This window comes from Streptomyces sp. NPDC004629 (assembly GCF_042873595.1).
Lineage (GTDB): Bacteria > Actinomycetota > Actinomycetes > Streptomycetales > Streptomycetaceae > Streptomyces.
Genome location: NZ_JBIALO010000003.1, coordinates 30,516 through 44,452, shown reverse-complemented (window position 1 = coordinate 44,452; position 13,937 = coordinate 30,516). Strand labels below are relative to the sequence as shown.

Annotated in this window: 2 protein-coding genes; both read left to right on the top strand. The window is 73.7% G+C overall.

Annotated features, from left to right (window positions below; translation table 11 throughout):
- Positions 1 to 5: 5 nt before the first annotated feature.
- A complete protein-coding gene (locus ACFYTE_RS05525; protein WP_388705282.1) occupies positions 6 to 12,578 on the top strand; it encodes an amino acid adenylation domain-containing protein in 12,573 nt (4,190 codons plus the stop codon).
- Positions 12,575 to 13,933, top strand: a complete 1,359-nt coding sequence (locus ACFYTE_RS05520) for a serine hydrolase domain-containing protein (RefSeq protein WP_388705281.1) — start codon at positions 12,575 to 12,577, stop codon at positions 13,931 to 13,933. Before ACFYTE_RS05525 ends, ACFYTE_RS05520 begins: the two co-directional genes overlap by 4 nt.
- Positions 13,934 to 13,937 lie beyond the last annotated feature (4 nt).

Here is a 13,937-nt window from a genome sequence, read left to right as displayed (position 1 = left end):
AACACGTGGAAACTCCTTCGACGCCCAAGTCCGCGACGGACCGTATGGCAGCGCTGCCCGACCGGCTCCAGGAGGAGCTGCGCCGCCGGCTGGCCGGCCGGGCGGGCTCCGGGCCACCGGCCGCCGCCGATGTCCTCCCGCGCATCGGCCGCGAGGGCCCGCTGGAGCTGTCCGCGGCTCAGCAGCGGCTGTGGTACCTGTACGAGGTCGACCCGCTCAGCGTCGAGTACAACACCCTGCGCGCCCTGCGCCTTACAGGCGAACTGGACGTCGAGGTCCTGGAGTCGGCCGTCCGTCGGCTGGTGGAGCGGCACGAGGCGCTGCGGACGACGTTCGCCACCGTCGACGGTGGCGGACGGCAGTTCGTCCGCCCGCAGACCGAGGCGTCCCTGTGCTACTCCCTGCCGTACGAGGACATCTCCGCCCCGGCCGGCCAGGACCGCGCGGCCGTGCTGGACGAGCGGATGCTCGAAGAGGCCCGCCGGCCCTTCGACCTGCGGCACGGACCGGTCTTCCGGCCGCAGCTGTTCAGGCTTGCCCCGCAGGAGCACGTGCTGCTGCTGAGCATGCATCACATCGTCACGGACGGCTGGTCGTTCGGGGTCCTGACCGACGACCTCGCCGCCCTCTGCACTGCCGGGCAGGACGGCCGGCCCGAACTGCCCGAGCTGACCGTCGGCCAGGCGGACGTCGCCGCCTGGGAGAACCGGCGCTTGGCGGCTCCCGGCGGCGCCGGCCGGCTGGACTACTGGCGCGAACGGCTGACCGGGCTGGAGCCCCTCGACCTGCCGACCGACCATCCACGCCCGCCCGTGCGTTCCGCCGAGGGAGCCGTCCACACCTTCGGCGTCCCCGAGGACGTGACCAGGCGGCTCCGGGAGTTCGGCCGGTCCCAGGGCGCCACGCTGTTCATGGTCCTGGCGGCGGCGGTGGACATCGTGCTGGCACGCTGGACCGGCCGGCGTGACATCGCCGTCGCCACCGCAGTGAGCGGCCGCGGACACATGGACACCGAGCGGCTGGTGGGCTGCTTTGTGAACACCCTGGTGCTGCGCACCGACGTCGACGAGGCCCTGCCCTTCTCCCGGCTGGTCGACCGGGTCAGGTCCGGGCTGCTGGACGCCTTCGCACACCAGGAGGTGCCTTTCCAGCGTGTCGTCGAGCTGCTGCGCTCCGAGCGGGACCCGAGCCGGCCGCCGCTGACCGAAGCGGCGGTCAACCTCCACAACGAGCAGACCGCGCTCCGGCAGCCGATCGGTCTGCGGATCGAGGACCTGCCCGTACCGCTGACCACCGCCACCATGGACGTGGCGTTCGACTTCTTCGAGCGCGACGGCGCGCTCGAAGGCCATCTCACCTACGCCACCGGCCTGTTCACCGAGCAGACGGCCGAGCGGATGGCAGGACATCTGCGGACTCTGCTGGAGGCCCTCGCGGACCCGGCCGACGCGGACACGGACACCCCGGTCGCGCGGCTGCCCGTCCTGGACGCCGAAGAGCGCCGCCGGGTGCTCGCGCAGTGGCCGGACAACGGACCGGGCGCGACACCGCGCACCGTCCCCGACCTGTTCGCGGACACCGTGGCCCGCGCCCCGTCGGCCGCCGCCGTGATCACCGACGAGGAGCGTCTCGACTACGCGGAACTGGACCGCCGTTCGAACCGGCTGGCCCGGCTCCTGACGGCCCGGGGAGCCGGGCCGGAGGACATCGTGGCCGTGGCGGTGCCCCGGAGCGCGGAGGCGGTCGTGGCGGTGCTGGCCGTACTCAAGGCGGGCGCCGCCTACCTCCCGCTGGACCCGGACCAGCCCGACGAGCGGCTGCGGCTGATCATCGAGGACGCCGAGCCCGTGCTGACCGTGACCACGAGCGCCCTCGCCGACCGGTTCTTGGCCCACTCCGGCCAGGTCGTGCTGGACGCCCCCCGGACCACGGCCCTGCTGCGGGGCCTGCCCGCCACCGCCGTCACCGACGCCCAGCGCACCACCCCGCTGCTCACGGCACATCCCGCCTACGTGATCTACACCTCCGGCTCCACCGGACGCCCCAAGGGCGTCGTGGTCACCCACGCCGGAGCGCACGGTCTCGTCGCGGGCCAGGGCGCCCACTTCCGCACGAGCCCGGACTCCCGGGTCCTGCAGTTCGCCTCGCTCGGTTTCGACGCGGCCTTCTCCGAACTCGGCATGGCACTCCTGCGCGGCGGCGCGGTGGTCGTCGTGCCCAAGGAGCGCATGCTGCCCGGGGAACCGTTGGCCGCAACTCTGCACCGGCACCGCGTCACCCATGTCACCCTGCCGCCCAGTGCCCTGTCCGCGCTCACCCCGGCCGAGGTGCCGGAGGGGCTGACGCTCGTCGTCGCCGGCGAAGCCTGCCCGCCCGAGGCGGCGCGGACCTGGTCGTCCGGGCGACGGATGATCAACGCGTACGGGCCCACCGAGGCCACGGTGTGCGCCACCATGAGCGACCCGCTGAACCCGTCGGCCATCGGCACCAGCGTGCCCATCGGCCGGCCGCTGTCCGGGGTGCGGGTGCGGATCCTCGACGCCCGGCTGCGTCCCGTCCCGCAGGGCGTCCCCGGCGAAGTCTATCTCTCCGGCCACGCGCTCGCCCGCGGCTATCTGGGCCGCCCGGACCTGACGGCGGAGCGGTTCGTCGCCGATCCGTACGGGACGGCGGGCACCCGTATGTACCGGACGGGGGACCGGGCGCTGTGGCGAGCCGACGGAGTCGTCGAGTACCTCGGCCGCGGCGACGACCAGGTCAAGCTGCGCGGCTTCCGTATCGAGCTGGGCGAGGTGGAGGCCGTCCTCGAACGGCATGAGGCAGTGTCCGGCGTCGCCGCCTCGGTACGGCAGGACGCGCGGGGCACCCGACGGCTCGTCGCCTACATCGTGCCCGCCCACGGCGACGTGCCGGACCCGGCGGCCCTGCGCCAGTACGTGCGCGAGCACCTGCCGGAACCCATGGTGCCCTCGGTCGTCGTACCGCTGGAGCGGCTGCCGCTGAACGCCAACGGCAAGGTGGACCGCCGGTCCCTGCCCGAGCCCGACCTGGCGGCGGCCGCCGCCGGCCGGGTGGCGCCGCGCAACGCCGCCGAGCGGACGCTGGCACAGATCTGGTCGGAGCTGCTCGGCATCCCGGAGATCGGCATCGACGACAACTTCTTCGACCTGGGCGGTGACTCCATCCTCGGCCTCCAGGTCGTCTCCCGGGCGCGCGAGGCCGGCCTGCGGCTCACCGCCAAACACACCTTCCTGCGGCAGACCGTCGCCGAGCTCGCGGCCGAGGCCCTGGCTGCGGCCGACGAGGAGCCGCAGCCCACTCCGGCCGGACAGTCGGCCGCCGACGGCGACATACCGCTGCTGCCCATCCACCACTGGTTCTTCGACACACTCGGCCCCAGCCTGGACCGCTTCAACCAGCACCTCCTGCTGGAGCTGGCCCCCGACACCGACCCCGACGCGCTGCGGTCCACACTCGCCGCCGTCGTAGGAGAGCACGACGCGCTGCGGCTGCGCGCCCGGCGCGAGCCGGACGGCTGGCGGCTGCGCCACGCCCCCGCCGCCCCGGCATCCGACGTGCTGCGGGTGACCGATCTGTCGGGTGCGGCGGATCCGGACACCGTCGTACGGGAAGCGGCCCTCGCCGCCCAGACCGGATTCGACCTGGCCCGGGGGCCGCTGCTGCGCGCCGAACTGTTCGTCGGCGCGCACCGCGCACCGCGCCTGTTCCTCGCCGCCCACCATCTCGTCGTGGACGGCGTGTCCTGGCACATCCTGCTCGCCGACCTGGAGAAGGCCTACCGCCAGGTGCGCGACGGCGGGTCGGCCGAACTCGGCCCGCGCACCACGTCCCTGGGCGAGTGGGCGGCCCGGCTCGCCGCGCACACTGCCGACGGCGGTCCCTCCGGCCAACTCGCCTACTGGCAGCGGGTACACCGCTCGATCGGCGAGGCGGGCCGCCTGCCTCTGGACACCGCCGAACCGGGCGCGAACACCGTCGCCACCGCCGGTACCGTGTCGGTCCGGCACGGCGCACGGAGCACCGACGCCCTGCTGCGCCACGTCCCGCGCGCCTACCGCACCCGCGTCAACGACGTCCTGCTCGCCGCGCTCGGCAGGGCCCTCGCCGACTGGACGGGATCCGCCACGGTCCCCGTCACTCTGGAGGGCCACGGCCGCGACGGTCTGTCCGCCGACGTCGATCTCTCGCGCACGGTCGGCTGGTTCACCTCCGTCTACCCAGTGGCCCTCGCCCTGCCCGCCGAGCGCGACTGGGGCACCGTACTCAAGAGCGTCAAGGAGCAGCTGCGCGCGGTGCCCGACCACGGGCTGGGCCACGGACTGCTGCGGTATCTCGACCACGGGCCCGCGGCGCTGCCCGCGGGCCCGGAGCCGCAGGTCAGCTTCAACTACCTGGGCCGGCAGGGCGTCCCGGGCGACGGTACCGGCCTGTTGCGGGGCACCCACCCCGTGGATGGTGCCGAGCGCGCCCCCGGACAGGAGCGCGGCCATCTGATCGAGATCAACGGCGAAGTACGTGACGGGCGACTGGAGTTCCGCTGGGAGTACTCCAGCACGGCCCACCACCGCGCGACCGTAGAACGGATCGCCGAGGCCTTCGTCGACGCGCTCGAAGCGATCGTCGAACACTGCGCCCGGCCCGGCGTCGGCGGATTCACCCCGTCCGACTTCCCGCTCGCCGCACTGGACCAGGCCGCCGTGGACCAGATCACCGCCGCCGACCCCGCGGTCGAGGACATGTACCCGCTGTCCCCGGCCCAGAGCGGCCTGCTCTTCCACTCCCTGGCCGCGCTCGCGGACGGCGCCCGCGACCCCTACACCGGACACTTCTCCGTGCGCGTGGGCGGGGTGCGCGACCCGGCGGTCTTCGGCCGGGCCTGGCAGCATGTGGTGGACACGACACCTGCCCTGCGCACCTCGGTGCGCTGGGACGACCTCGCTGAACCCGTCCAGGTAGTCCACACCGGCGCAGAGCTTCCCGTCAGTCACCTGGACTACCGCGGACTGGACGGCGCCGCGCAGGAGTCGGCACTCGGCGCGCTGTGGGAGGAACGCGAGGGGCGCACCGTCCCGCTGGACCGGGCGCCGCTGCTGCGGCTGCTCGTGGTCCGGCTGTCCGACAGCAGCGTGCAGTTGTTCTGGTCCGCCCAACACCTGGTGATCGACGGATGGAGCTTCTCCTCCGTCCTCGCCGACGTCTTCGCCGAGTACGCCCGCCTCACCGGCCGGCGGCCCGCCCACCGCCCGGTCGTGCGTCGCCCCTACCGGGACTACATCGCCTGGCTCGCGAGCCAGGACCCGGCGGCGTCCGAACAGCACTGGCGGCAGGCGCTGACCGGGCTGACGGCAGCCACCCCGTTGCCCTACGACCGGGCGCCGGTGCGCGCCCACGCGGCCCGCTCCTCCCGGGAGGTGCGGCTGCGCCTGTCGGCCGAACGCTCGCGACGGCTCTACGACAGCGCCCGCGGCGTCCGTCTCACGGTGAGCACGCTGGTCCAGGGCGCCTGGGCCGCGCTGCTGTCCCGGTATGCGGGAGAGGCAGACGTGTGCTTCGGCGCGACGGTCTCGGGGCGGCCCGCGGAACTGCCGGGGGCCGAGGGCATGGTCGGACTGTTCATCAACACCGTTCCGGTGCGGGTCCGGGTCGCCGCCGGGCAGGGGACCGCCGCCTGGCTGCGCGGCCTGCAGGAGGCCGCGGCCGAGTCGCGCAGCCACGACCACACGGCGCTCGCCGACATCCGGCGCTGGAGCGAACTGCCCCCCACGAGCCAGCTCTTCGACAGCATCGTCGTCTTCGAGAACTACCCGTACGACAGCGAGGCCGCCGCCCGTTCGGGCCTGGAGGTCGGCGCCTACCTCGGCGACGAGCACACCAACTACGCGCTCACGCTCACCGCGCACGCCGCCGACGAGCTGTACCTCGCGATCGGCTACGACCCCGCTCTCTTCGACACCGACACCGTGGAGCGCATGGCCGGCCATCTGGACACGCTGCTCGACGCCCTCGGCCCGGCCCTCGACACCGCCCCGGACACCCCGGTCGGCGACCTGCCCGTGCTGAGCGAGGCAGAGGCCCACACCCTGCTCGTCGAGTGGAACGACACCGGCGTCGAGGCGACCGAGCCCCGCCTGATCCACGAGCTGTTCGCCGAACAGGCCGCCCGCACGCCCGACGCGCTGGCCCTGACCGACCCCACGCACAGCCTGACGTATGCGGAACTGGACGGCCGCGCCAACCGGCTCGCCCACCACCTCACCGGCCTCGGCGTCCGCCCCGGCGCTGTCGTCGGCGTGCTCACCGAGCGCGGGACCGAGGCCGTGGTGGCCATGCTCGCGGTGCTCAAGGCCGGCGGCGCGTTCCTGCCGCTGGACCCGCAGTACCCGGCGGCGCGGCTGCGCCTGATGCTCCAGGACGCCCAGGCGCCCGTGGTCATCACCCAGGAACCGCTGCTGCACCTCGTCGCCGGTCACCCCGGCACCCTGGTGGACCTGCACCGCGATGCCGGGACCATCGCCGCGCGGCCCGCCACACCACCCCCCGCGGACGTCACCCCCGATGAGCTGGCGTACGTCGTGTACACCTCGGGCACCACCGGCCGCCCCAAGGGGGTCATGGTCGAGCATCGGCAGGCCCACCATATGGCGCGGGCCTGGGACCTGCGCCACGGGTTGACCGACATGCGCCCCCGCGTGCTGTCCGTGTCCAGCCTCTCCGTGGACCTGTTCTTCGCGGACTTCATGCTCTCGGCGCTCTTCGGCGGCACGATGACCGTCTGCCCGCAGGAGTCCGTCGCCGACCCTGTGGCGCTCGCCGACCTGCTGCTCGCCAGTGAGGCCCAGCTTCTGGTCACCGTTCCGTCGCTGGCCCACGCCCTGGCCGCTGAGTTCACCTGGCGGGGCTGCCGCCCCGAGGCGCTGCGCCTGCTCATGGTCGGCTCCGAGGGCTGGTCCGTCCCGGCGGCCGCCGAGGTGTGGCAGGCGCTGTCGCGGACTACCGTGGTGGTCAACGCCTATGGGTCGACGGAGACCACGGTCGACTCCGCGCACTTCGAGCTGGGCCGCGACCCCCTGGGGGAGGGTGCGTATGCCCCGGTGGGCCGGCCCCTCGCCAACACCTCCATCTATGTGCTGGACAAGGCGCTGCGCCCGGTGCCCGTCGGCGTCGCCGGCGAGTGCTACATCGGCGGCGACGGTGTTTCCCGCGGCTACCTCGGCCGCCCGGACCTGACGGCCGCGCGCTTCCTGCACGACCCGTTCGCCGAGCGGGCCGGCGCCCGGATGTACCGCACCGGCGACCGGGCACGCTGGCGGGCCGACGGAAACCTGGAGATCCTCGGCCGGGTCGACGACCAGGTCAAGATCCGGGGCTTCCGCGTGGAACTCGGCGAGGTGGAGGCAGCCCTGGCTCGCCACCCCCAGGTCGCCGAGGCGGCCGCCCGCGCCTGGCAGGACGACACCGGCCGCGGCCGGCTCGCCGCCTACGCGGTGCCCGCGCCCGGCGCCGACCCCGACCCGGCAGCTCTGCGCGCGTTCCTCGCCGATGTGCTGCCCGAGGCCGCGGTGCCGGCCGCCGTGGTGCTCCTGGACTCACTTCCCGTCCAGCCGAGCGGCACCGTCGACCGGCGCGCGCTCCCGCTGCCGGAGACGTACCTGGAACAGGAGCGCCCCTACACGGCTCCGCGCAACGACACCGAGCGTCTGCTCGCCGAGATCTGGGCGGAGGTCCTCGGCGTCCCCCGCGTCGGTGTCGACGACCGGTTCTTCGACCTGGGCGGCGACTCGATCCTCAGCATCCGGGTCATCTCCCGGATCCGCACCCGGCTCGGCCGGCACGTCTCGCCCCGCCAGCTCTTCGACACACCGACCGTGGCCGGGCTCGCGAGCGCGCTGGACGCCGTGGACGCCCCGGCCGACCGCGGCCGGCCCGGCCCGGTGCAGGCCGACCGGGGCGGCCCGCAGCCGCTGTCCTCGGCCCAGCAACGGCTCTGGTTCCTCCACGAGTTCGACCCGGCGAACGTCGAGTACAACCTCGTCACCGCACTGCGGCTGCGCGGCTCCCTCGACGAGGACGCCCTGCGTGCCGCGTTGGCCCGGATCGTCGAGCGCCACGAGCCCCTGCGCACCACCTACGCCACCGTCGAGGGACGGGCCGTGCAGGTCGTCCGGCCCGTCCCGGCGGCGACCGAGGGCCTGCTCGACATCGTGGACCTCGGCTCGGCGGACGGGTCCGACGCCGCAGCCGCCCTGCGCGAGCGGCTGCGGCAGGAGGCCGCCCGGCCGTTCGACCTGCGCACCGGCCCGGTGCTGCGGGCCACCCTGCTGCGCAGCGGCCCGGCCGACCACACCCTGCTGCTGGTCATCCACCACATCGCCACCGACGGCTGGTCCATGCGGATCCTCGCCGACGAACTCGGCGTCGGCTATGCCGCCCGGCTCGCCGGCACCGAGGCCGAGCTGCCCGAACTGCCGGTGCGCTACCGGGACTACGCGGCCTGGCAGCGCGAGACCCTCGCCGCCGACGGCACCGACCGCCACCTGGCGTACTGGCGCGGCAGGCTCCAGGGGATCACGCCCATGGAACTTCCGGTCGACCGGCCGCACCCTGCCGTGCGCGACTCCGCCGGACAGGCCCACCTCTTCCCGCTCGAATCCGAACTGGCCCGAGCGCTCAAGGAGTTGGCGAGGCGCTACGACGTCACCCTGTTCATGGTGCTGACGGCCGCGGTGAAACTGCTCCTCGCGCGCCTGACCGGCCAGGACGACATCGTAGTGGGTACGCCCGTCTCCGGCCGCGAGGGCCAGGAGACCGAGCGGCTCGTCGGGCTCTTCGTCAACACGGTGGCGCTGCGCTCGACCGTCGACGCCGACCGTCCGTTCGATGAGTTCCTCGCCGATGTCCGGACCACGCTGCTGGACGCCTTCGTGCATGAGAGCACGCCGTTCGACCGGATCGTCGAGGCGCTGCGGCCCGAGCGTGACCCCAGCCGCAACGCCGTCGTGGAGGTCATGGTCAACCTGGAGCGGGAACACCCCGAAGGACTCGCGCTGCCCGGCCTTGAGGTCGAGGAGATCCCGCTGACCAGCAGCGCCGTCAGCCACGACCTGAGCTTCCACTTCATCGAACGCGGCGATCGGCTGTTGGCCGCCATCGGCTACGCCACCGCGCTGTTCGACCCGGACACCATCGAGCGGATGGCTGGCCATCTGCGCGTGCTCCTGCAGGCCATCGCCGCCGCCCCGCACACCAGGATCGCCGCCCTGCCCCTGCTCAGCCCCGCCGAGGAGCGGGCCGCCCTGGAACAGGCCGGGGGCGCCCGGCCCGTCGTCCCTGGCGACGCGAACGGCCCCACCTTGCCCGACCTGTTCGAGGCCCAGGCCGCGCGCACGCCGACGGCGCGGGCGGTGACCGCCGGGGACCGGCACCTGACGTACGCGGAACTCGACGCGCGGGCGGACCGGCTCGCAAACCGGCTCACCGCGCACGGCGTGGGACCCGAGTGCCTCGTGGCCGTCGCCCTGCCGCGCGGCGCCGACCTGGTGGTGGCGCTGTTGGCCGTGCTGAAGGCGGGTGGCGCGTACGTGCCGCTCGACCCCGACTATCCGGCCGACCGGGTGGCGTACATCTTCTCCGACGCCCGCCCCTCGGTCCTGCTCACCGATAGTGCCGTACGGCATGTGCTGCCGCCCGCGGATCTGCCCGTCCTGCTCGTCGACGAGCCTGCGGCCGAGGAGCCCGGCGAGCCTTCCGGGTCCGGGCCGGCCGCCGCGGGACCGGGCCGCCCGGCGTTGCGCCCCGCTCACCCGGCCTACGTCATCTACACCTCCGGCTCCACGGGCCGGCCCAAGGGCGTGGTCGTCCCGCACCGCAACGTGGTGCGGCTGTTCACCGAGACCGCGCACTGGTTCGGCTTCGGCGCCGACGACGTGTGGACACTGTTCCACTCCTTCGCCTTCGACTTCTCCGTCTGGGAGTTGTGGGGGCCGCTGTTGCACGGCGGCCGTCTCGTCGTCGTCGACTACGACACCTCGCGCTCGCCGGAGGACTTCCTGGCGCTGCTCGCCCGGGAGCGGGTCACCGTGCTCAACCAGACCCCGTCGGCCTTCTACCAGCTCGTCCAGGCGGACCAGCGGGCCCGGGCCGGCGACCGCGGCGCCCCCGACCTGGGCGCGCTGCGCCGGGTGGTGTTCGGCGGCGAGGCCCTCGACCCGACCCGGCTCGCGGGCTGGTACGCCCATCACGCCGAGGACGCGCCGGTGCTGGTCAACATGTACGGGATCACCGAGACGACCGTGCATGTGACGCATCTCCCGCTGGACGGCGGCTCGACGGACCGGTACGGCGGGCGCAGCATGATCGGTGAGCCCATCCCGGACCTGTCCGCCCGCGTCCTCGACAGCGGTCTGCGGCCGGTTCCCCCGGGTGTCATCGGGGAGCTGTACGTGTCGGGCGAGGGCCTCGCGCGCGGCTACCTCGGCCGCCCCGGCCTGACCGCCGAACGGTTCGTCGCGGACCCCTGGGGGCCGCCCGGGGCTCGGATGTACCGCACGGGCGACCTCGTACGGCGCCGCCCGGACGGCGGGTTGGAGTACGTCGGCAGGGCCGACCACCAGGTCAAGATCCGGGGCTTCCGGATTGAGCTGGGCGAGATCGAGGCCACGCTCGGCGCCCATCCGGCCGTGGCCCGGGCCCATGTGACCGTCCGTGACGACCTGACCGGCGCACCACAGTTGGTGGCCTACGTCGTCGGCGCCCGGGAAATGGAGGTGAGCACCGCCGACCTGCGCGAGGCCGTGCGGCGGTCGCTGCCGGCGTACATGGTCCCCGGAGCCTTCGTCGTGCTGGACACACTGCCGCTGACAGCGAACGGGAAGGTCGACCGGCGCGCCCTGCCGGCGCCGGACGGCGAGGTCCGGTCCGTGAGTGCACACCGGGCGCCCCGGACGCCGACTGAGGAGAAACTGGCCGCCGTCTGGGCCGAGGTGCTCGGCGTGGAACGCGTCGGCGTGGACGACAACTTCTTCGAATTCGGCGGCGACTCGATCCTCAGCATCCAGGCGGTGTACCGCATCCGTCAGGCGGGCCTACGGGTGACAGCGAAGGACCTGTTCACCCGCCCGACCGTCGCGTCCCTCGCCGCCGTCGCCGAGGAGCAGCAGGCCGAGGCGGCCGGGCCGGACACGCTCCCGGACACCGGCGAGGCGCCTTTGACCCCCATCCAGCGGCACTTCCTGGACCACGGCGACCCGTCCCCGCACCACTACAACCAGTCCGTCACGGTGGAACTGGAGCCTTCCTGGAGCAATATGGACGAGGACGCGCTGCGCGCTGCGCTGTCGGCGCTGCCGGTCGGGCACGCGGCCCTGCGCACCCTCCTCGTCACAGGGGAGGACGACACCTCGGGCGGGGACGGCCGGCGCATGGACGTCCGCCCGCCCGGCGAGGCCGCCCGCACCGCCGTCCCGCTGGTGCGGCACGACCTGTCAAGGACGCCCGCGCACGACAGGCGTGCCGCCGCCGACCGGCTGGCGGCCGAGGCGGACGCCGCACTCGATCCGGTTGCCGGGCCCGTCATGCGGTCCGTGCTGTTCACCTTCGGCGCGGACGAGCGGCCGTGGCTGTTCCTCACCGTCCACCACCTGGTGATCGACGCGGTGTCGTGGCGCATCCTGCTGGACGACCTCACCACCGCATACGCACAGGCAGCCGTCGGCCGGCCGGTCGATCTCGGCCCCCGGACCACACCCTTCCGGCACTGGGCGGCACGGCTCGCCGCACACACCGCCGAGGGCGGCTTCGACGACGAGGCGGGCCACTGGTCCGCGCTGCCCGAAGGTGCCGGGATGCTGCCGGTCGACGGCGACGGACCCAACACGGTCGCCTCCCGCGACCACATCGAGGTTGTCCTGGATGAACACGACAGCGATGTTCTGCTGCGCAAGGCGCCCGGAGTGCTGAGGACCGGGACCGGTGACGTGCTCCTCGGCGCGCTGGCCGTGGCCCTCGGACGGTGGGCGGGCCGGCCGGACGTGGTCGTGGACGTCGAGGGCCACGGGCGCGAGGACCTCTTCGCGGACGTCGACCTCTCTCGGACCGTCGGCTGGTTCACCACGCTGTACCCGGTCGCCCTGGAGCTCCCCGAGGATGGGGGCGACGACATCACCGCACTGATGCGGTCGGTACGGCGCCGGCTGCGCGCCGTACCCGGGAAGGGACTCGGCTACGGCGCGCTGCGCACCCTGAGCCGGTCCGGCGGACCGGGACGAACGCTGGCCGAACGGCGGGACTCCGACGTGGTGTTCAACTACCACGGGCAGGTGGATGCAGGGACGGGTGCCGGAGCGCTGGTGCGCACCTTCCTGCCCGCGCTCGGCGCCGACCAGAGCCCCGACAACACGGCCTGGCATCTGCTGGACGTGGTCGGGGTCGCGAGCCAGGGAAGGTTCCGGTTCACGTGGTACTACTCCAGGAACATCCACCGGCGTGTGACCGTCGAGCGCGTGGCGCGGGACTTCACGGCCGTACTGAAGGCCGTCGCGGTCCGGGCGGCGGGCCGATGAGCATCCTGGACGCCGCCGTGCTGCGGCAGGAGCTGGGCCGGCTGTGCGAACGACACCGGGTGCCCGGGGCCCAACTGGCCGTCCGCCGCGCGGACACCACGGTGGCGGTGGAGTACGGGGTGCGGTCCCTGGGCGGCGGCGACCCCGTCACGGCCGGTACCGCCTTCCCGGTCGGATCCGTCACCAAGGCGTTCACCGCGGCCCTCGCCCTGGTGCTCGTCGAGGACGGCGATCTCGCCCTCGACGAGCCGCTCGCCGCGCATCTGCCCGAGTTCGGCGCCGGCGAGAAGGTCACCTTGCGTCAACTCCTCACCCACACCGCCGGTCTAGCGTCGGCCGTGGTGGAGCCGGACCCCGAGGTCAGGTGTACTCGGTCGCGCTGGGTGCGCGAGCACACCGGGGAACGCGATCTGGTCCATGCGCCGGGCACGGCCTTCTCGTACTCCAACGCCGGATACGTCGTCGTGGGCGCGCTTGTGGAGGCGGTCACGGGAATGGACTGGCGTGAGGCCGTCGGCGCGATCCTGCTGGATCCGCTCGGCATCGCACCGTCATTCGTCACCGGCCTTCCGGCGCGACCCGGACGGCCGGCGGCGGCCGGGCACACCGTACGGCACGGCCGCAACCGGATCGTCGTCGTCCCCGAACAGGCACTGCACCCCGTCGAGGACCCCGACGGCGGTCTGCAGGCGAGCGCCGCCGACCTGGTCGCCTTCGCCGGCCTCTTCCTCGACGGCGCCGTCGCGGGCGGACCGCTCGGCGAGGCCGCGGCGGCAGCCATGTGCTGCGACCAGCTCGACGACGTCCGTGCCGGACCGGCCGGGATGGCTGACGGCTGGGGGCTGGGCCTGGCCCGGTACACGGACGGCGGCGGACGCGACCGCTTCGGCCACGACGGCACGCTCGACGGTGTCTCCTGCCATCTGCGCCTCGACCCGGCCGACGGCACGGCGGTGGCCCTCACCGCCAACGCCAACACCGGGCAGCAGTTGTGGGACGAACTGTCCGAACGGCTTGCGGCCGTCGGCCTTCCGGCGGGCAACGGCACGGGCACGGCAGCGCTGTACGCGGCCGCCGAGGCTCCGTCGCCGCCCGACTGCCGGGGCACCTACGCGAACGGGCCGACCGTACTGACCGTGCAGCAGGCCGCGGACGGGCTGCTGCGGCTCGCCTCCGAAGGGAGCCCCGCCTACGCCCTGACCTGCCGTACGGGAGACGCCTTCAGTCTGCACGACATCGACGGCGGACCGCCGCTGTTCGCCGGCCGCTTCCTGCGCGACGCCGACACGGGCCGCACGGACGGCCTGCAGTTCTCGGGCCGGCTGGCGCGCCGTGTGCGACAGGGGAACGGATAGACAC

Coding starts and splice junctions, on each gene's coding strand:
- ACFYTE_RS05520 (WP_388705281.1), top strand. CDS start 12,575: ATGAGCATCCTGGACGCCGCCGTGCTGCGGCAGGAGCTGGGCCGGCTG.